The organism is Methylomonas sp. Kb3 (genome assembly GCF_002834115.1).
GTDB lineage: Bacteria > Pseudomonadota > Gammaproteobacteria > Methylococcales > Methylomonadaceae > Methylomonas > Methylomonas defluvii.
The window spans coordinates 153,429-173,028 of record NZ_PIZT01000015.1 but is presented as its reverse complement, the minus strand read 5'-3'; the positions used below and the strand labels follow the sequence as shown (position 1 = coordinate 173,028).

Annotated in this window: 24 protein-coding genes; 13 read left to right on the top strand and 11 right to left on the bottom strand. The window is 50.9% G+C overall.

All coding sequences use genetic code 11. The features are described 5' to 3' along the window. Positions 1-4: 4 nt before the first annotated feature. Both pncB and CWO84_RS11445 read right to left on the bottom strand, forming a co-directional pair. A complete protein-coding gene (gene pncB, locus CWO84_RS11450; protein ID WP_101052755.1) occupies positions 5-1,195 on the bottom strand; it encodes a nicotinate phosphoribosyltransferase in 1,191 nt (396 codons plus the stop codon). A 9-nt stretch (positions 1,196-1,204) separates the two neighbouring features. Further along, on the bottom strand, positions 1,205-2,053 hold the full coding sequence (locus CWO84_RS11445) for an isochorismatase family protein (RefSeq protein ID WP_101052753.1): 849 nt from the start codon (positions 2,051-2,053) through the stop codon (positions 1,205-1,207). A 158-nt stretch (positions 2,054-2,211) separates the two neighbouring features. Here CWO84_RS11445 and CWO84_RS11440 point away from each other — a divergent pair, with 158 nt between their 5' ends. Further along, positions 2,212-2,880, top strand: coding sequence for an NUDIX hydrolase (locus tag CWO84_RS11440; RefSeq protein ID WP_165786306.1), 669 nt, complete (start codon positions 2,212-2,214; stop codon positions 2,878-2,880). Positions 2,881-2,896: 16 nt separating this feature from the next. On the opposite strand, the gene yfbR is transcribed toward CWO84_RS11440, so the two are convergent. From yfbR to CWO84_RS11420, 4 genes are all read right to left on the bottom strand, one after another. Then, positions 2,897-3,517, bottom strand: a complete 621-nt coding sequence (gene yfbR, locus CWO84_RS11435; protein ID WP_033156893.1) for a 5'-deoxynucleotidase — start codon at positions 3,515-3,517, stop codon at positions 2,897-2,899. Then, complete coding sequence (locus CWO84_RS11430) at positions 3,517-4,302, bottom strand: retropepsin-like aspartic protease (RefSeq protein ID WP_101052749.1); 786 nt, start codon at positions 4,300-4,302, stop codon at positions 3,517-3,519. Before CWO84_RS11430 ends, yfbR begins: the two co-directional genes overlap by 1 nt. A gap of 194 nt (positions 4,303-4,496) precedes the next feature. Beyond that, positions 4,497-4,952, bottom strand: a complete 456-nt coding sequence (locus CWO84_RS11425; protein ID WP_101052747.1) for a hypothetical protein — start codon at positions 4,950-4,952, stop codon at positions 4,497-4,499. A 420-nt stretch (positions 4,953-5,372) separates the two neighbouring features. Further along, the gene (locus tag CWO84_RS11420) at positions 5,373-5,789 is read right to left on the bottom strand and encodes a hypothetical protein (protein ID WP_133120669.1); all 417 of its coding nucleotides are present in this window, start codon (positions 5,787-5,789) and stop codon (positions 5,373-5,375) included. 215 nt (positions 5,790-6,004) lie between these two features. On the opposite strand from CWO84_RS11420, the gene CWO84_RS11415 reads away from it, so the two are divergent. Then, positions 6,005-6,817 (top strand): sulfite exporter TauE/SafE family protein, encoded by an 813-nt coding sequence (locus tag CWO84_RS11415; RefSeq protein ID WP_033156889.1) that lies wholly within the window; start codon positions 6,005-6,007, stop codon positions 6,815-6,817. Between the two features lie 69 nt (positions 6,818-6,886). Here CWO84_RS11415 and typA read toward each other — a convergent pair whose 3' ends face one another. From typA to CWO84_RS11395, 4 genes are all read right to left on the bottom strand, one after another. After that, positions 6,887-8,695 (bottom strand): translational GTPase TypA, encoded by a 1,809-nt coding sequence (gene typA / locus CWO84_RS11410; protein WP_033156888.1) that lies wholly within the window; start codon positions 8,693-8,695, stop codon positions 6,887-6,889. A gap of 106 nt (positions 8,696-8,801) precedes the next feature. Further along, the gene (locus tag CWO84_RS11405; RefSeq protein WP_033156887.1) at positions 8,802-9,194 is read right to left on the bottom strand and encodes a rhodanese-like domain-containing protein; all 393 of its coding nucleotides are present in this window, start codon (positions 9,192-9,194) and stop codon (positions 8,802-8,804) included. A gap of 12 nt (positions 9,195-9,206) precedes the next feature. Next, entirely contained in the window at positions 9,207-9,776 is a 570-nt protein-coding gene (locus CWO84_RS11400) for a class I SAM-dependent methyltransferase (RefSeq protein ID WP_033156886.1), read from the bottom strand. Beyond that, positions 9,773-10,675, bottom strand: a complete 903-nt coding sequence (locus CWO84_RS11395; RefSeq protein WP_020484211.1) for a LysR family transcriptional regulator — start codon at positions 10,673-10,675, stop codon at positions 9,773-9,775. Before CWO84_RS11395 ends, CWO84_RS11400 begins: the two co-directional genes overlap by 4 nt. Before the next feature lie 142 nt (positions 10,676-10,817). Between CWO84_RS11395 and CWO84_RS24170 the strand changes: the two genes are divergently transcribed. The 9 genes from CWO84_RS24170 (at position 10,818) to CWO84_RS11355 (ending at position 16,661) form a co-directional block, all read left to right on the top strand. Further along, positions 10,818-11,018: a hypothetical protein gene (locus CWO84_RS24170; RefSeq protein ID WP_129871451.1), complete on the top strand. Its 201-nt coding sequence runs from the start codon at positions 10,818-10,820 to the stop codon at positions 11,016-11,018. A gap of 183 nt (positions 11,019-11,201) precedes the next feature. Then, a complete protein-coding gene (locus CWO84_RS11390; RefSeq protein WP_033156885.1) occupies positions 11,202-11,522 on the top strand; it encodes a phosphoribosyl-ATP diphosphatase in 321 nt (106 codons plus the stop codon). Positions 11,523-11,545: 23 nt separating this feature from the next. Beyond that, a complete protein-coding gene (gene tatA / locus CWO84_RS11385; RefSeq protein ID WP_033156884.1) occupies positions 11,546-11,761 on the top strand; it encodes a Sec-independent protein translocase subunit TatA in 216 nt (71 codons plus the stop codon). A gap of 8 nt (positions 11,762-11,769) precedes the next feature. Then, positions 11,770-12,093, top strand: a complete 324-nt coding sequence (gene tatB / locus CWO84_RS11380; protein WP_026602621.1) for a Sec-independent protein translocase protein TatB — start codon at positions 11,770-11,772, stop codon at positions 12,091-12,093. After that, a complete protein-coding gene (gene tatC / locus CWO84_RS11375; protein ID WP_033156883.1) occupies positions 12,068-12,823 on the top strand; it encodes a twin-arginine translocase subunit TatC in 756 nt (251 codons plus the stop codon). Before tatB ends, tatC begins: the two co-directional genes overlap by 26 nt. Next, entirely contained in the window at positions 12,816-13,499 is a 684-nt protein-coding gene (locus CWO84_RS11370; RefSeq protein ID WP_033156882.1) for a YggS family pyridoxal phosphate-dependent enzyme, read from the top strand. Before tatC ends, CWO84_RS11370 begins: the two co-directional genes overlap by 8 nt. A 57-nt stretch (positions 13,500-13,556) precedes the next feature. Next, the gene (gene argS, locus CWO84_RS11365) at positions 13,557-15,314 is read left to right on the top strand and encodes an arginine--tRNA ligase (RefSeq protein ID WP_033156881.1); all 1,758 of its coding nucleotides are present in this window, start codon (positions 13,557-13,559) and stop codon (positions 15,312-15,314) included. Beyond that, complete coding sequence (locus tag CWO84_RS11360; RefSeq protein ID WP_101052743.1) at positions 15,314-15,955, top strand: SPOR domain-containing protein; 642 nt, start codon at positions 15,314-15,316, stop codon at positions 15,953-15,955. The genes argS and CWO84_RS11360 overlap by 1 nt, the downstream gene beginning before the upstream one ends. 145 nt (positions 15,956-16,100) lie before the next feature. Then, complete coding sequence (locus tag CWO84_RS11355; RefSeq protein ID WP_033156879.1) at positions 16,101-16,661, top strand: FlgO family outer membrane protein; 561 nt, start codon at positions 16,101-16,103, stop codon at positions 16,659-16,661. 85 nt (positions 16,662-16,746) lie between these two features. Here CWO84_RS11355 and CWO84_RS11350 read toward each other — a convergent pair whose 3' ends face one another. Further along, positions 16,747-17,769 carry an asparaginase domain-containing protein gene (locus CWO84_RS11350; protein ID WP_101052741.1) on the bottom strand — a complete coding sequence of 341 codons (1,023 nt, stop codon included), beginning with the start codon at positions 17,767-17,769 and terminating at the stop codon, positions 16,747-16,749. Positions 17,770-17,825: 56 nt separating this feature from the next. On the opposite strand from CWO84_RS11350, the gene CWO84_RS11345 reads away from it, so the two are divergent. Both CWO84_RS11345 and CWO84_RS11340 read left to right on the top strand, forming a co-directional pair. Next, positions 17,826-18,371, top strand: a complete 546-nt coding sequence (locus CWO84_RS11345; RefSeq protein WP_101052739.1) for a dihydrofolate reductase — start codon at positions 17,826-17,828, stop codon at positions 18,369-18,371. An 80-nt stretch (positions 18,372-18,451) separates the two neighbouring features. Continuing rightward, entirely contained in the window at positions 18,452-19,441 is a 990-nt protein-coding gene (locus CWO84_RS11340) for a phosphate ABC transporter substrate-binding protein PstS family protein (RefSeq protein WP_033156877.1), read from the top strand. Positions 19,442-19,600 lie beyond the last annotated feature (159 nt).

The following is a 19,600-nucleotide window of genomic DNA, read 5'->3' as shown; positions in this document are numbered from 1 at the left end:
GAATTTAGGCGTAGTGATTAAAAATCTGCCGCAGATAGGCAATAAAGGTTTGGTCGTTGCATAAGGTCTTGCCGGGGGCATCGGATAATTTCGCCACCGGATCGCCGTTGCAACGCACCAGCTTCATCACAATATTCAAAGGCTTGGGGCCGCCAAGATCGTTGGTTAAATTTGTGCCGATCCCAAAGCCCAATTGAATGCGGTCACCAAAGTGCTGATAAAGACTGATTGCCTTGGAAATATCCAGTCCATCCGAGAACACCAAGCGTTTACCATGCGGATTGATGCGTAGTTTTTGATAATGGCCGATGGCTTTTTCGCCCCAAACCACCGGGTCGCCGGAGTCATGCCGCAGGCCGTCAAACAATTTGGCGAAATACAAATCAAAGTCGCGCAGGAAGGCATCCATGCCAATGGTGTCGGTCAACGCCACCCCCAAATCACCGCGAAACTCCTGCGCCCAATCTTCCAAGGCCATGCGTTGAAATTCGCGCAGCCGCACCACATGCGCTTGGTAGGATTGCAGATACTCGTGAGCCATCGTGCCTATCGGCGTTAAACCGAATTTTTTGGCCAGATACACATTGGACGTGCCTTTGAACAAGCTCGGCACTTCGGCTTGAAACGTCTGCACCACTTCTTCTTGCCAGCTACCCCAGGCGCGCCGGCGCAAACCAAAATCGAAAATCTCGAAGGCATGGGTTTTTGCGGGTTGCTCGGCAAAGGCTTTAAGAGTGGCCAATTTTGCCTGCAAGCGGCGGCGGCCTTCCGCCAATAACGCCGCCTGGTCGAAGCGGCGAAAATACAGTTCCGAGACGATGTACAAACAAAATATCTCGAAATTCATCACATGCACTTGCGGACCCTGGGCTTGAATTCTGAGGGTATCGCCTTCGGCAAATGCCTTGATGTATTTGCTTCTAAACCGAAACAAGGACAGGAACTCGATGAAATCAGGCTTTAAGTACCGCAGCCCGGCTAAATAGGCCAGTTCGTCATCGGCAAATTGCAGGGAACACAGGTGATCCAGTTCTTGTTTGACATCATCCAGCAAGTCGGCCAGCGGATATTCCGGCGTGCTCCGGCAGATAAAATCGTATTCGGCGCTGGCTTCCGGCCGTTTATGCAGCATGGTTTGCCACATCGGAAATTTGTACAAGTCGTTTTCAAGCAGGCTTTTGACGATGGGAGTCATGTGCATTCCTTAGTATGGGTTATTTTCGGGGACCAGTTCCAAAGCCATTTCGGCGCTGGTTGCCAGACGAACGCCTTGTGCGCGCAGTTCGGTAAAAAATTGTTCGACCGCCGCTTCGAATCCACTGACAGGACTCATGCAGTCCGTCAGGATCACTAGCTTGCGTTTTAGCTCGGCGGCGCCGAACTGCAAGATGTCGCTGATCGTCTCCTTGACGCAATGGCTGCTGGCTTGGCCGGCGATTAACAAACGATCCGACTCAGCGAGCATTTCCAGTATGGCCCGATTCAACTGCGTGGCCGGATCGGCGGGATCAGGAATGACGGCTTTCAGTGCGGAAAAGCTTTCCGTCCAAATGTTTTCGCCTTTTTGCACCAGCGTAACGGGCTTGGAGGTTCGCGTTTCCCAATGGCTTAAGGCTTGCGCCAATTCGGGGTTAAGCTTGTGTCCCGGCGTCCCGATTAAACAATGCGGCGGCCAAAGGATAAAAGGCCGCTGCATCTGTTCCAGTTGTTGCAGGTAGTTTAGAACATAATCGTTTTGCTCCGGTGACACCGGTGTGACGGCCAGGCGATAACGGCCTGCTAAAAAGTCAGCGGCGGTCACCCGGGAAAATGGGGGTGGGGCTACACCCTCTTCAGTTAGCCAAGAGCTGTTGTGTGCCAGATCGATCATGTGATGGGTATCGAGCGTGGCGATAACGCCGGCAATGGCAAGTCCGGCTTGCTCAATCAGCTGCGCCAGTCTTAGGCAATCCTGATAGGCGCCCGGCACGGGCAGGGCCGGAGCATAGCCTTCGGGGGTGTTATCGCAAAAGTCGTTTTGCGCATCAATGATCAGTAATTGAGTATTTGCCATGAGCTTTAACCTGCGACGATATTTGAGATGGGCTTAGCTTAACCTAGTTAGTTACATAATGCAACTAACAAAAATTTATCTTACGCTATTTTTTATACAGGTATAGTTATAATTCTTTACTAACTAGGATGCCTCAAGTAGCCCAACTCAATATTGCTATGCTCGAACCCATTGTTTCAACTGTTGATATTGTCTTGCTGATCATCCAAGAGGACCGCTTGTGCGTCACGCTGTCCAAACGCGACAAAGAACCTTACGCAAACCAGGAAGCCTTGCCCGGCGGGTATATTCACGCGCAAGACGATAGGGATTGCCTGGACGCCGCGGTACGCATCCTGCAACAAAAAACCGGTTTGCTGCCGCCCTATTTAGAGCAACTGAAAACCTTTGCCGGCGCAGCGCGGGACCCGCGCGGCTGGTCAATCTCGGTGGCGTATTTTGCTTTGGTCGATGCCGATTTGATCCTGTCCGCAAATAATCCCGGCCTGACCGTTTGTGCAGTGGATGCCTTGCGGCGTTTACCGTTTGACCATAACGACATCATTGCCACGGCGGTGGAGCGGATTCGTAACAAGTCGCAGTATTCCTCCTTGCCTTGTTACTTGGCCGGTGAAACCTTTAGCCTGCCGAGATTGCAGAAAATTTACGAGGCTTGCTTAGGCGAAACGTTGAACAAAGTCAGTTTTCGACGAAAAATGGAGGAACTGGGAGTGCTGGAAACAGTAGAAGGGCAAACCGAAGCCGCCGGTGCACACAGACCCGCGCAGCTTTATCGGTTGAAAAGCGAATTTAAAAATCAGTTAAAACTATTGGTGCGCGGATTATAGCGCCCGATCTTGTAGCTTAGTGCCGACCTGTTTCGGCATCGCTTTTTTGCATTAAGCCATCCAGCGTCAAGCCGCAACTCGGCGCAAACGCCTGTATAAAAAACACTACTTCCGGCTGCTGCAATTCATGAATATTCTGAGCCAACTGCGCGGCGGCCAGTTCAAACTCGGTGTTGCCGGCTTTGAGTTCGGCCTGGCATTTTAGATAAGCGGAAATCTTGTCGGCCGCTTTGATGATTTGCTGATGAGCATCCGGCAGGCTTTCGTGTTGAATAAATGCGCGAAAATCCTCGCGCAATGCGTCCGGCAACAAGTTCAACAGCTCGGTTTCGGCCTGTTGTTCGATTTGCTTGTAAGCGCCGAGTATCGCCGGTGAGTGGTATTTGATCGGTGTCGGCAAATCGCCGGTAATCACTTCCGTCACATCATGATACAGCGCGGCGGTGGCAACCGCATTGGCGTCGAGTTGGCCGTCAAAATAGCGATTTTTGATTAAGGCCAGCGTGTGGGCAATCACCGCCACTTCCCAGCTATGCTCCATGACATTTTCTTCATGGGCGTTGCGCTTCAAACCCCAGCGCTTGATCCAGCGCAAGCGCGATAGGTACGCATAGAAGCTGCTGCTAATGGCTGGCATTAATGATCGCTATAGGTTGTGGTGCAGACTTTGCGTTCATCGCAATGCACGGTTTTTTTGATGGTCGTGGGCTTTTTGGCAGATTGATTGGCGGCCAAGTTCTCCGGGCTGTCCACGTATTGGCTCGCCGGTCTGATGCCGGCTTGGTTATTGGCTAACAAAGTCAGCGTATTGCCGGTTTGCGTGATCTGGAAATATTTTAAAGTATTCATGCCAATCAACACTTCATCCAGGTGGTCGTTGATGTGCGCATCAAGATTTTTAATGACAGCACTACCCAGAACCAAGCTGGTGATTTGAGTCGCGCGATCCGCTACTTTGCCGCCGGCAGTATTGGATTGCACCACGCCGCCGAAGGGCAAACCGGCTTGGATTGCCATACTGCTCGGAATCACGGTTTTGGTCGCTCCGGTGTCGATTAGAAAAGGCATAGGCACATTATTGACTAACACCGTACCGCGAAAATGGCCTTGCGGGTCGGTTTTTAAAACCACGCCGCCGGCTTTGGGAGTAATCAGATTAGATTGCGGTTGGGCTTGCGGAGCCATAGCCACCGGAAGCGGTATCTCCGTCTGCCTTTTGGACTGTTGGAACCTCAAAAAGGCATCGGCGCCGTACCACAGGGCGGCAATGGTTAAGACCGGAAACAAAAGATAGCGAATGCCGCTGTGACTGGATTTTCCGCGATCCTGCTGCATCGTCCGATGAGCGACAACATCGGGGCCGGTAACTTTAGACCTTTGTTGAGATTTTTCCCGGTAGTAGTCGCGATCCTGTATGCCCATGTTCCGTTCCAACAATCTGCGTTCAGCGAAAAAACTCGTAGCATTCTCAGCTAGCGCCGATTATTACCTAAAACTTAGCATACCGGTGAGCGGGAGTGAGAAAACGGGGCTCCCGCTTAAGCGGGAGCAACGATGTTTGAGGGCCGGGTTAATAAAACCGGGTTAACCGGGTCCAGTGCCGATCAATCCACCGCTTATGCGAAATACAACGCGCGCAGCTCACTTTGCGATGCAGCGCTCAACTCTTTGCCATCGCTTTTGCGGGTGACTGTGTACACACCTTTACCGAGAACGATTTCCTCGCCATCGCTGGCAAAGCCAACGACGTTATGATTGGCGTCGAAAGGAATCCGATGCAAACCGCCGTTGTGGCTGTTGAAGTCGGCGATAATACCCATATGCGGCGGGTTTTTTACCGAATCCCACCAAGGCAGTTTGCCGGCATCCTGCGCCCAAGTTTCACTCAAGGCTTCCGGCGGCAGGCAGCGTTCGACCAGGCGCTGGCCGATCACAGCAAATTGCATACGCGCGATTTTCTCGGGTTCGGTGCCGACCATATCCCGCGTTTCCAGAATATCACCACTCAGATACGCATCGCTTGTTGAAACAACGCGGTTCCATGTGCCGTCAAGATTTTTGTGTTCAAACATTTTATTCTCCTTAGTCGATTTGATTTGGACAGGCATTAACCGCCAAGCAAAATCATGACCAATTTCCGCCGGCGCCAAAATTCGGCAATAACTGTTTGTTTTTAAAACTTAAGGCCGCTTCGAGTAAGTCTTCCGGCAGGCTCAAGGCGAAGCATATGTTATTGATTCCGTTCGTGGTAAGTTTGTCGGGCCGCCAGTGCAATCAATGTGTTAAGAGTTTCCTTGTAAATGCAAACCCAGCCCTTTCATCGCTATCTCAAAACCCGCAAAAAGCTCTATCTTCGGGAACGCTTGCCAACTGTCCGACAATTTATCGAATTCCCGACAAAAACGCTCAGTATCGTAAGGTCAATCTGAGCGAAGAGATGTCGAAAGCCTGATGCCCTTTTTCATGCTATAGATCAATAATTCGTTTTGCGGTTACCAGCGTCCGCGTTGGTGATTCTCGAATCCCGGCATTTGCTGAGGTTGCGGTGGGTAGACGAAACCCCTTACTGGCGGTAACCCATAATAGTCGGCGGGAGCCTGATAGCCGGTCGGAGGCTGAGGAACGTAGCCGCGATAGCCACCTCGATAGCCCTGAAAACCTTGATTGCCTTGATTTCTTTGATAGTCTTGAAAATCACGATCACGATCACGATCACGATCACGATCACGATCCTGTTCATAGTCATTGCTGTAATCGTCTCGGCGATTGTATTGCCGATGCTCGGGTTGCTGCCGGTATTGTCGTTGCTGCGGTTGCTGACGTGGCGTGTAGACCCAGTCATCTTGATCGCCGAAGGCCGTGCCTGACAAAAGCCAGCCAAATACCAAAACTATCGCTTGCTTAACCATAAATCCTCCTAAAGTTGGATTTTAGTGAATACTCGTCAGTTTACTAAAAGATGGCGTCGGACTCTGTCATTTAGGTGTTGAGCGATTGTGCGCTCAGACCGATAAATATCTAAAAATTAAATATACATATGCAATTTAATCATTAATAAGCTGAGTGACTGCGCTGGCATAATGAAGTCACTTATCGAATATTATGAAGTTTAAGGTGATTGTCTATGAATTTAATGTATACGGCATCCGGTTTTGCCGTGGGTATGTTGGTGGGTGTTACCGGGGTTGGCGGCGGTTCGTTGATGACACCGCTTCTGGTGTTTTTGTTTGGCTTTAAACCCGCCGTCGCGGTAGGCACGGATTTACTGTATGCGTCGATTACGAAAACCGCAGGGGTGTTTGTTCATCATGGTAAGCACGGTTCGGTAGATTGGAAAATCGTCGGCTGGTTGGCGTTGGGTAGTTTGCCTTTTGCAGGTGTAACACTTTACGTGTTGAAAAATCTGATGGAGGTTGGCAAGGAAGTGACCGGTGCAATTACCTTTACCTTGGGTGTGGCTTTGTTGCTGACCGCTCTGGCCTTGCTGGTTCGCAGTATTCTGTTGCGCAAAGCGTCCAAGAGTGCGGAGATTGATGACGAACACAGCAACCAGGGAAATAGTGGCCGATTTTCACCACGGTGGGAAAAAGTTGCAACGGTTTTTACTGGTGCGGTGCTGGGGGTGTTGGTGACATTGTCGTCGGTTGGTGCCGGAGCTTTGGGAACCGTTGCTTTGCTATTTCTTTATCCAAGAATGACGACCTTGAAAATTGTCGGCACCGATTTGGCGCACGCGATTCCTTTAACCGCGGTAGCTGGTTTGGGGCATTTGAGCCTGGGGAATTTCGATCTGGATTTACTGATCAGCTTGCTGCTGGGGTCGGTGCCGGGTATTTGGGTCGGCAGTCATCTAAGTGCGAAGATTCCCGAATATTTTTTGCGTCCGGTGTTAGCGACTTTACTGCTGGTGATAGGCTTAAAATTCGTATTGCAATAAGCCCAATCTGGTTTTCTGAATAAAAAAGCCGTGCTCGTCTTTGCGACGAGCACGGCTTTTTTTGTTTGCCTATTTCGGCGCGCGTTTGCGTTCGTTTTCAGTCAATAAGATTTTACGTAGACGAATTGATTTAGGTGTCACTTCGACCAACTCGTCATCGCTGATAAATTCCAAAGCTTGTTCCAGCGTCATTTTTTGAATTTTGGCGCAGGTCAAGCTGTCGTCAGAGCCCGCCGCGCGAATGTTGGTTAAAGGTTTGGGCTTGGTCGGGTTAACCACTAAATCGTTGCCGCGAGAATGGATACCGACTAATTGCCCTTCGTAGATTTCATCGCCATTAACCACCAGCAACTCGCCGCGAGCTTGCAGCGGATACAGCGAATAATCGACCGCTTTACCTTTGGCCATGGAGATCAACACGCCACGCACACGATTACCGACCGCGCCTTCTTTCACAGGGCCATAATGGTCGAATACGTGATAGAACAGGCCCGATCCGGAGGTTGCGGTCAGGAACTCGGTCTGGAAGCCCAATAGACCACGGGAAGGCACGACATATTCCAAACGGATGCGGCCTTTACCGTCCGGCACCATGTCTTTCAGGTCGCCTTTACGGTCGCCCAATTTTTCCATGATGGTGCCTTGGTGCTGCTCTTCCACCTCAATCGTGACATTTTCAAACGGTTCTTGTTTGATGCCGTCAATTTCTTTGATGATCACTTGCGGGCGCGAAACGCCCAGCTCGAAACCTTCGCGGCGCATGTTCTCGATCAATACCGACAAGTGCAACTCGCCACGACCGGACACTTTAAATTTATCCGGATCGTCGGTGGTTTCAACACGCAGAGCCACGTTGTGCTGCAACTCTTTTTGTAAGCGGTCGTAAATTTGGCGAGTGGTAATGAATTTACCTTCTCTACCGGCAAACGGCGAATTGTTGACCTGAAAGGTCATGCTCACGGTCGGTTCGTCGACCGATAGCGGCGGCAAGGCAACTACATTGTTAGGGTCGCACAAGGTTTCCGAGATTTTCAGATTCTCGATACCGCAGAAGGCAATGATGTCGCCCGCTTGCGCGGTTTCCACTTCGACGCGCTCCAAGCCATGGAAACCATACAGTTTCAGCATGCGGCCACTACGGGTTTTGCCGTCGTTATCGATAATGGTCAATGGCATGTTGCGCGAGACTTTGCCTTGCTTGATACGGCCGATGCCGATTACGCCGACGTAGGAGTTGTAATCCAGACTGATGACTTGCATTTGGAACGGTGCGTCCACATCAACCGGCGGCGGCGCTACTTTATCGACAATAGTTTGGAACAGCGGTGTCATATCGCCGCCGGATACGTCGGCTTCCAGTCCGGCAAAACCATTTAACGCTGAGGCATAAACAATCGGGAAATCCAATTGCTCATCGGTGGCGCCGAGGTTATCGAATAAATCAAAAGTTTGATCGACGACCCAATCAGGACGGGCACCGGGACGATCCACTTTATTGATGACGACGATAGGCTTTAGACCTAAAGCAAAGGCTTTTTTAGTCACAAAGCGGGTTTGTGGCATTGGGCCGTCGACGGCGTCGACCAGCAGCAAAACCGAATCCACCATCGATAAAACCCGCTCAACCTCGCCGCCGAAATCGGCGTGACCCGGGGTGTCGACGATGTTGATGTGATAGCCGTTCCAGTCGATCGCAGTGTTTTTCGCCAGAATGGTAATGCCGCGTTCTTTTTCCAGCGCGTTGGAGTCCATCACCCGTTCGTCGACTTTGGTGTGCGCGTCGAAGGTACCGGATTGCTGTAAAAGTTGGTCGACTAAGGTGGTTTTGCCGTGGTCAACGTGAGCGATGATCGCGATGTTTCTGAGTTTTTCTATCACAATAATTTACTAGATGATTTTTAAGGAACAGATAGGCCGAACGGTAGAACCGACCAGCGGGATTTAGTTTTGGTTTATGCGCGGGCGCGAACCGATGGTAGAAGGATTAGCTTTGTTGCCAAGGCAAGCCGTGAAAACGCCAGCCGCCGGTATTGCCGCGGTGTTTGTTTTCATCCAGCGGGCCTTCGAAGCCTTCCAGAATGTTGATCAGATGCTGATAACCTGCCGCTTCCAGGGCTTTGGCGGCGTCTACAGAGCGTTGTCCGCTGCGGCATAAGAGCAGTATCGGCGCGGCTTTATCCGGGGCGTGCTGTTGTACTTGCTCCACAAAACCCGTATTTAACTGCATGCCGGGAAATTCTTTCCAGGCCACATGAATGGCTTGCGGCGGGTGGCCGACAAAGCTGTGCTCAATGGCTGTCCTGACATCGATCAGTACCGCTGCCGGGTTGCGTTGTAATACCGCCCAGGATTGTTTGGGGTCGAGATTTTCTATCATTAATTTACCGCTTTATTTTTGCCCGATAAAACAGGCTTCGTTTCTATTACCGAATCGCACATCGCCGAGTTTTGCGTATTCTTGGTAAAAAACTATGCTTAAGGGGCTGAATAGCCGCAATAACTCGTTGTTTGCCAGTAAATACTCGGGATTGCTGGGGCCTTGTTGGTCAAGTTTGTTGCGGGTAAATGTTTGATAAAACAGCAGGCCGCCCGGTTTCAAGGCTGCCATTATCGCATTACACAGGGTTCGGTCAAGAAAACGACTGATGACAATCACATCGTAAGTCTGCTCTGTAAGTGTTTCGGCGCTGATATGGCATTGCTGAGTGGTGATGGAAAGGCCTTTTTCGGCAGCCTGTTGTTGCAATATTCCCAGGCCGACTGAGGAAATATCCCAGGCATCGACGTCCAGCCCGGATCCGGCCAGTAATATCGCGTTGCCGCCGATGCCGCAGGCCAAATCCAGCGCTTTGCCTTGCTTGGGTAGCAAATATCGATGCTGCACCAACACCTCGGCTGGCGCAGGTGAGGCGGCAGAATCTCGATAAATGGCGTCCCACTTACTTTGTAGTTCGGTCATGGGTTCATGCCGATCCGATGCGGTAGCCAGGCTTGAATAAACTCCAGAAACGAACGGACTTTGGCGGACAAATATTTGCGGTGTGGGTAAACCGCATAAATCTCCAACGGCGCGATGCCGTATTGCTCCATGACCACTTGTAAACGGCCTTGTTCGATGTCGCGACCGACGATGTAGCGCGGCAACATGATCAGGCCTAAGCCATTCACCGCAGCGTTGCGGATCGGATCGGCCATGTTGGCTTGCATCCTGCCCGTGACGGTAACGGTGCGTTCGCCGAGTATGCCCTTGAATCGCCACTTGTTACGGGGCGGAATCGCCCAGTTGATCAAGCAGCTGTGGTCTTCCAGGTCTTCGGGGTCTTGTGGCGTACCGTGTGCTTTCAGATATTCCGGGGACGCGCATACGACCAGCGACGAGCTGGCCAGTTTTCGGGCCACCAGGCTGGTATCATTGAGTTGTCCCAAATAGATAGCCAGATCGACGCCCTCATCAATTAAATCGACTTGTCCGCCTTTCAGCACCATTTCCACAGATAGGTCAGGGTAGTTTTTTAGATATTCGGTCAAGCCCGGCGAAATATGGCTGGCGCCGATGACTGGCGGTGCCAGAATTTTCAGGGTGCCGCGCGGCTCTGTTTGCAGGTGAGTGATCGCCGATTCCATCTCGGCCACGTCGAGTAAAACTTGCTGGCAACGCTCCAGATAAGCCTCACCGGCTTCCGTCAGGCTCAAGCTGCGGGTTGTGCGATTGAATAAACGTGTGTTCAGTTCGCTTTCCAGCTGCATAATATGTTTGGTAGCCATCGCTCTGGAAATATCGAGATCTTTGGCGGCTCCGGCAAAGCTGCCGGCTTTGGCGACGCGGACAAAGACATTCATGCTGGTTAGTTTGTCCATGGTATCTCCTGGAAAGTAAAAAATTCACCAAAAAGCGTTGACATTTTTATTGTTTCTAAATTGTATACAATTTATTTAGTAAAAGCCTAATTGTAAACTTTTTTCTATCCTGTATAGTGCGCTGCAACTGAAGAGTAAACACATGAGGTCTTGTCAAGCGCAAGATTTAAAAATAGAGAATTTGAGCACAATGAACGACTTTAAAAAAGACATCTTAATCGGCGCTCTTTTTATTGTCGGTGTTTGGAGCTTTATTTCCGGCTTGTTCGTCATCTCTACTGTGCTGTTCGCTGTCACCTCCATATTTAGCAATATGTCGACTAAGGCGCTGCTGAATAGCTGATCCAAGAATTTGTAACTACCTCCTGGTGTTGTAATAACGAGCGGAACCTCCTTCTAAGCACTCCGCTGGTTTTTTTGCCTTCCTCTGCGCAAGCATAGGGAGGCTTTTTTTTGCCGATAGATTTTTTTTGGCTGCTTCGGCAACGTGCTATGATTTTGCAATTTTCAATCCAAACAAAAGCTAATGAGCGAAGTTTTACAGCAATTGGCCGAGATTCTTGAGCAGCGCAAGTTGCAAACCGCCGATCAGTCCTACGTAGCCAGTTTATATGCCAAGGGCTTGGATCATATTTTGAAAAAAATCGGCGAAGAGGCTACCGAGACGGTGATTGCCGCCAAAGACGGCGATAAGGATAAAATTGTGTATGAAACTGCCGATCTTTGGTTTCATTGCATGGTGATGTTGGCGCATCAGGAACTCGGCCCGGAACATGTGATCAGTGAGTTGCAAAGGCGCTTCGGATTGTCCGGTTTACAGGAAAAAGCGCAGCGCGATATTTCCTGATAGTAAAAATTAAGGAGTGAACAATGGGTTTAAGCATCCCTCATTTATTAGTAGTGTTAGTTATCGTGATCTTGGTGTTTGGCACCAAGCGCCTGAAAAATATCGGCGCCGATCTTGGCGAAGCGATTAAGGGCTTTCGTTCTGCCGTTAAGGAAGGTAGCGAAGATAAGGCTATTGCAAGCAAGGAAGAGGAGCCTTTGGAAGGCGAAGTCACTAATAAAGAAAAAGACCGAGCTTAGTCTGCGATATGTTCGACGTCGGTTTTTCAGAATTGTTGATGGTGGGGTTGGTGGCGCTATTGGTGCTCGGCCCGGAAAAATTGCCGAAAGCGGCCCGCTTGGCTGGGTTTTGGGTAGGAAAAGCCCGTACTGTGTTGGCCACTGCTAAGGCGGAAATTAAACAGGAATTGCACGCTGAGGAAATGCGCCAGTTAATCCAGCAACAGTCCATAGCCGGCGAATTGCAGAAAGTGGTGCAGGATACTCAGTCGGCTCTCGACGATATTAACTTCAATGCTCAGGCAGCGACAGAAATCAATCAGGACGATGACAAGCCAAGCGCCGCTGGATAACGAGCAGTCATTTTTTAGCCATTTAGTCGAACTGCGCGACCGCTTGTTAAGGGTCGTGTTATGCGTGCTGCTGGTATTTGTTGGTACCGCAAGCTACGCCAACGAGATTTACGCCTATCTGGCCGAGCCGCTGTTAGTGCACATGCCGAAAAACAGCACGATGATTGCCATTGATGTGGCCTCGCCGTTTTTCACGCCGTTCAAGCTTGCGTTTGTGGTGGCGGTGTTCGTTTCCATTCCCTTCATTCTTTACCAGTTCTGGGGTTTTGTGGCGCCCGGCTTATATCGCCATGAAAAACTGATGGTGGCGCCACTGTTATTGGCTAGTACGCTGTTGTTTTATAGTGGTGCGGCCTTCGCCTATTTTTTGGTATTTCCTCTGGTATTCGGCTATCTCACGTCGGCGGCGCCGGCCGGCGTGGCGGTGATGACAGATATAGCCACTTATCTGGATTTTGTATTGGCGATGTTTTTTGCCTTCGGCTTATCGTTCGAAATTCCGATTTTCACTATTGTGTTGGTCTGGACCGGCATCATCACCCCGGAAACGCTGTCTGAAAAAAGGCCGTATGTCATCGTTGGGGTGTTTGTCATCGCGATGTTTTTGACGCCGCCCGACGCTTTGTCGCAAACCCTATTGGCAGTGCCAATGTGGTTGTTGTTTGAATCCGGATTGCTGTTTTCACGCTTATTTGTCAAAAAAGAATCGGCAGCTGAGAATCGTGAGTAGTATCGCTCAGCGTTTCGCCACGGTACGCAAGCAACTCCGTCAGGCCGAAATCAATTCGCAGCGTTCACCGGGGAGTGTGCAGTTATTGGCGGTCAGCAAGACCAAGCCCGCCGCCGATATTGCCGCAGCCTACCGTTTCGGTCAGCGCCATTTCGGCGAAAATTATTTACAGGAAGCGCTGAAAAAACAGCAGGAATTGGCGGCATTCAATATCAGCTGGCATTTCATTGGGCCGATTCAATCCAATAAAACCAAGCCTATTGCCCAGCACTTTGCCTGGGTGCACAGCGTTGACCGCCTAAAAATAGCCGAACGCCTCAGCGAGCAGCGTCCGGATTTTTTGCCGCCGCTGAATATCTGCTTGCAGGTCAATATCAGCGATGAAGCGAGCAAATCCGGCATTGAATTGGCCGATTTGCCGGTGCTGATCGAACAAGTCGGTAAGCTGCCCAATTTGCGTTTACGCGGGGTGATGGCGATTCCGGAGCCGCAGCAGGATTATCTGGCGCAATGCCTGCCGTATCGGCGGCTCTATCAGGCAGTGCGGCAACTTGATCGTCACGATCTCGATACTTTTTCGTTTGGCATGAGTGGCGATTTACAGGCGGCGGTTGCCGAAGGCTCAACGCTGGTGCGGATCGGCACGGCGCTGTTCGGCGAGCGTCCTAGCCAATAATTTGTTTTTCATGGATAATGCAGGGTATTTTCCGATAAATCCCCATTTTTCAACGCGATGAAACAAAAGCTGGAATCCCTGTTACAACAAGCCGTTACAGCCCTTAAAACTCAAGGTATTCTCGAAAACGATTTTATTGCGCAAATCAATTTGGAGCGCACCCGCGATGCGCAACACGGCGATTTCGCCACCAATTTGGCGATGTTGCTGGCCAAGCCGGCCAAACTTAATCCTAGACAGCTGGCCGAAAAAATCGTCGCGGCGCTGCCGAGCGATGCGCTGATCACCAAGGTTGATATCGCCGGCCCCGGATTTATCAATTTCTTCATCAATCCCGATAGCCAATTTCAGGTCGTCAAACAGATACTCGATACTGGGTCGGAATACGGTTTGAGCAAGATCGGCGTTGGCAAGCGAGTGCAAGTCGAATTCGTTTCCGCCAATCCCACCGGGCCTTTACATGTCGGCCACGGCCGCGGCGCGGCTTATGGTTCTGCGGTGGCGGATTTGCTGGCGGCAGCCGGTTTTGAAGTCGAACGCGAATACTATGTGAACGATGCCGGCCGGCAGATGGATATTCTCGCCACCAGCGTCTGGTTGCGGTATCTGGAAGCCTGTGGCGAAGTTCTGCCTTTCCCTAGCAATGGCTATCGCGGCGAGTATGTCCGAGATATTTCCGCGAATTTGCATAAGAAAGCCGGCGACGCCTACCGCAGAGCTGCCGCGCTAGTGATGGCGGATTTGCCCGCCGACGAACCGCAAGGCGGCGATAAGGAAAAACACATTGATGCGTTGATCGACCGAGCCAAAACCTTGCTCGGCGAGGCTTATAAAGAGGTATTTCAAGCCGGTCTGGACGAAATTCTGGACGACATCAAAGACGACTTGGCTGAATTCGGCGTGAGTTATCAACAGTGGTTTTCCGAGCGTTCGCTGATGGACGATCATTCCGTTGAGCAGGCTTTGCAGCGTCTGGATGCGGCCGGCTATCTTTATCAGCAGGAAGGTGCTACTTGGTTTGCCTCCAGTCGCCTGGGCGACGAAAAAGACAGAGTGGTTGTGCGCGACAACGGCCAGACCACCTATTTTGCTTCTGATATTGCCTATCACATGCACAAATTGGATCGGGGCTTCGATCAAATCGTCAACATCTGGGGTGCCGACCACCATGGCTATATTCCGCGCGTGAAAGCGGCGATGCAAGCCTTGGGCGCCGACGAATCCAAACTGAAAGTATTGCTGGTGCAATTTGCGATCTTGTATCGCGGCGACGAAAAAGTACAGATGTCGACCCGCTCCGGCGAATTTGTCACCCTAAGGCAACTGCGCAGCGAAGTGGGTAGAGATGCGTGCCGCTTTTTTTATGTGATGCGTAAATCCGAACAACATATGGATTTCGACTTGAAATTGGCTACTTCCAGAAGCAACGAAAATCCGGTTTATTATGTGCAGTATGCGCATGCCAGGGTGTGCAGCGTGTTGCGCCAGCTCGACGAAAAAGGCCGGCAACGCAATCCGCAGTTAGGTATGGAGCATCTGAATCTGTTGACCGAAGAGCAGGAAGCCGCGTTACTGACTACACTTTCCAAGTACCCGGAAACTTTGGAACGTGCTGCTGTGAATTACGAACCTCATCAATTGATTCATTACTTGCGTGAACTGGCCAATCAGTTCCACAGTTATTACAACGCGCACCAGTTCCTGGTGGACGACGATAAGCTCTGCAACGCACGCATCAATTTGATTTGTGCCGTGAAACAGGTATTGGTCAATGCCCTATCCCTATTGAAAATCAATGCACCCGAAGCGATGTAATGGCCAGAGACTATAAGCACCGCGTTCAAAGTCCCAGTTACACCAACAGCCGTAGAAAACCGAAAAAGTCCTCGGTCGCACCTTGGCGCTGGTTGCTGGTCATCGCGCTGATTGTAGCTTTTGGGGTGTTTTTGAACATGATCCGCAAAATGGTACCGGAGTTGGTGGCAGGCAAGTCGGAGGCGGAGATCCCGCAAGTAGTGGAGAAGTTAAAGCAAGAGTTACCGGTCAAACCGCAAACTCAAGCGGTCGTTGAGCCGGAAAAACCGGCGGAGCCGCCGCAACCAGCGGAGCCGGAAGAACCGCGTTACGATTTTTATACCATACTGCCACAAGCGGAAGTAGTGGTGCCCGACTACGAAATCAAAACCCGGGTGCGCGAGCAGCTAGTTGGTAAAACCAAGGCGGCCAAATACATTATGCAGTCAGGTTCCTTCCGGGAGGCAGCGGAGGCTGATCGCCATAAGGCCAAGCTGGCATCGCTCGGCATAGAGTCCCGGGTCGAAAAGGCTAAAGTCGGCAATGTTATCTGGCATCGGGTTAAGGTCGGTCCCTACGATAATCCCGCCAGCGTTTCCACGATTAAGGAATTGCTGCAGAAAAACGGCATCGGTGTGATTGTTACCGAAAGCGGTCAATAAGCGTTCAAAAAAATCCAGGGATTTGCCTGGCATTGTTCAAGCAATTCTCCAGCGCAATGCTGTGTATACTGCGGTAGTAAATTAGATTGACTGGCTTGCTGTTTTAAGCTCTGATAACTTCAACAATTACGAGAGGAGAGGTCTTATGGTTAACAAAAAGACGATGGCGCTGATGGCTTTGGCGCTGATCATGCTGAGCGGTTGTAGCCGGGGTTTTCGGGCTAGCGAAGTCAAAGATGACGATTTGGTCGAGGTAAGCTACGAGGCTGTCGATCAGCTCCTTCTCGATTTGCGCGAGCCTTTGCCCAGAGGTAGTCTGGTGGTTATCAATTCGCTGGTTAATCTCGGAGAACTGGAGCAAACACTGGCGTTTGGCCGAATTGTCTCCGATCAAATTTCCTCGGCCTTTCATCGTTCCGGTTACCGGGTGATGGGTATGGAACTGCCTACCGAAATTTTTGCTAAAAACGAAGCCGGTATCCTGCAACTGCCTGATAAAACCAAGGAAGCTTTAAATAACGTCGGGGCTAAAGCGGTCGTTGTAGGATCGTTTGCTCCTGGCTACAACAATGTCTATGTGTCGCTAAGGGTTGTGGACATCGCCAGTCAGAACGTGATTTCTTCCACCGACTATTCTGTGTCGATGGGGCCGGATGCCAAAGTTTTGGTTAAAAAGCCGCCAGCACCCGCGCCAGCTAAGCCATAGCACCCAGATATTAAGCGGATTGCCTTTAGGCAATCCGCTCCTCGCTATAGTTTAGCCATCAGGCTCGACGCACTAAAGTCCCCCTCTAATTACCCAGTTGCTCGTGGGCCAAGTTCTGTGCCAAATACCCAGAAATTGCCTGCGGCGTATCGAAATTGCCGTAAGCCAATAACAATTTAGCGTAAGCCGCTTCCAACGACGTATTCCAGATCATTTCCGCGCCCACATCCAGTAGCTCGCGAGTCGAGGCGTATGCGCTTTCCGAATATAGCGCCGGTGCCAGATAAGTTTTGATGCCCTGCCTGGTGCAGTGTTTGACGAATTCCACCAAGCTGTATTGCTCTCCTGCTGCGGCAGAGGCGCAAGCCGTCCCGGAGTGGTAGAGGTCGTGCAGTAATGCATCGACCTTGTCGAGATTGTAAGCAGCGTAATCCAGGCCTGGGTAAGGTCTGATCAACAATATTCGTTTGGAAAAGTCTGGTTTAAGCGCAATCGGCGAGCGAGCGCCGGGCGCCAAATTTTGCAGAGAGTGGAAGCATCCGTTCTCGAAGCACATCCAGGCCTGCGACTGCACGCTGATAAAATCGCTACTTAAGGGCAGGCAGGACGATAGTCGACTGCCGAGATGAATCAGCATCGCTTGGCCTGGATTGCGATAGGGCACAAACACGCCGGCCAGACCAATTTGGCGGATAAATTCCACCGCACACAGAAAGTTCGCCACGCCGTTGGCTTGCGGGTTATCCAGCGGCAAATCGCTGGAAACCAGCAGCAGCGGAATCGCCAATCCATTGAAATACAGGCTTAGTGCGGCGGCGCTAAAAGCCAGGCTGTCGGTGCCGTGGGTGACGATGATGCCGTCGAATTGGCTTAAGTCCTCAGTTTCAACTGCAGCGATGATCTGGGGCCAGTGGCTGGGATGCAGGTTTTCGCTGAGAATCTGCACGGGCTGCAAGGTTTTGAAGTTAACCGAATCCGGCTTGGCGTCGTGTTCCGCAAAGCGTTGCAATAACTTAAAATCGGCGCTGCCGTCGGTATTGATGGTGTCGCCGCTGAGCTGCGAACCGATGGTGCCGCCGGTAAATATCAGCAGGATGTTTTTCTTCATAAACGATGGTTTCTAGTATGATGTTTTGCTCACAAAGCCCATCTTAAACACTCCGCATGAAAATATCACTGATCGTGGCGATGGCCGGTAATCGCGCCATTGGCCTGAACGGCCAAATGCCCTGGCATCTCTCGGCCGACTTGAAACGCTTCAAACAAATCACCATGGGCGCGCCGATATTGATGGGGCGTAAAACGTTTGAGGCCCTCGGTCGGCCCTTACCGGGACGGGAGAATATCATTATCAGCCGCGACCCGAGTTATCAACAGCCCGGTTGCCGGGTGTTTGGCGACATCGATAGCGTGTTGCAATGCTATGCCGATAGCCCGGAGCTATTCGTGATTGGCGGCGCCACCTTATATGAAGCCATGCTGGCGTATGCCGATTATTTGTATCTGACCGAAATCCATAAAACCTTCGAGGGTGACACCTTTTTTCCGGAGATTGATGCCAGGCAATGGCGGGAGCTTGTCAGAGAGGATGTTGAAAATGATCAAGCCGTTGATTTTAGCTACAGTTTTTTAAAGTTGGAAAACGTCCGGCCTGGCTTTAGTGGCGTGCTGGATTTGCGCGGCCGCTCAGGATTAGGTGCGTTGTCATAAAACTGTCACATTTGCTTCATACTATTGTCACGCTAGGTTGGCAATATGAATCTTAAGTTTTAAACATTTCGAGAAAATATATGAAAAATACATTCAAGCTGAAATCGCTGGTTTTAGGATTTGGTTTTGCATCGGCCGCTTTAGTCGGCGGCGAAGCTGTGGCGGCTCCCGCGACTTTGGACCCCGCTTTGCCCGAATACGCGGCAGCTAGCGGCGTGTCCGGCAATATCTCCAGCGTTGGCTCGGATACTTTAGCTAACTTGATGACCTTGTGGGCCGAAGAATTCGGCAAGATTTACCCCAACGTCAACATTCAGATTCAAGCAGCCGGTTCGTCAACCGCGCCGCCAGCTTTGACCGAAGGCACCGCTAACCTGGGTCCGATGAGTCGGAAAATGAAAGACAACGAAATCGACGATTTCGAAAGCAAATACGGATACAAACCCACTGCGATTCCGGTTGCTATCGATGCGCTGGCGGTTTTCGTCAACAAGGACAATCCGGTTAAAGGCTTGAGCCTTCCGCAAGTGGATGCGATCTTGTCTTCAACCCGTAAATGCGGTTATGCCACTGACATCACCACCTGGGGCCAAGCCGGCCTGACGGGCGGCTGGGCAAACAAACCTATTCAGCTGTATGGCCGTAACTCGGTTTCCGGTACATACGGTTTCTTCAAAGACGAAGCACTGTGCAAAGGTGACTTCAAAAGTAACGTCAACGAACAGCCTGGTTCTGCGTCGGTCGTGCAATCGGTTACGACGTCGGCAAACGGCATCGGTTATTCCGGTATCGGTTATTCCACCTCGGGCGTAAAAGCCGTGCCACTGGCATTGAAGGATGGCCAGCCGTTTGTTGAGGCCACTCCGGAAAATGCCACATCCGGCGCGTACCCGCTGTCTCGTTTCTTGTACGTTTACGTGAACAAAAAACCTAACGAGCCGCTGGCCCCCATGGAAAAAGAGTTCATCAAAATGGTGTTGTCTAAAACCGGTCAACAAGTCGTGATCAAGGACGGCTACATTCCATTGCCAGCCAAGGCAGTCGAAAAAGCTCTAACTCTGATTCAGTAATTACATCAGCCAAGGATGCCTGATAAAGGGACAATTCTGCATGGATGCAGCAAGGGATTGGCTAATACCAACAATGTCATTGCCCCTCTCGCCAAGTAATGGTGGATGATCTTGTATACTATCAAGCCGATAATTCTGTAGTTTTATCGGCTTTTTTGT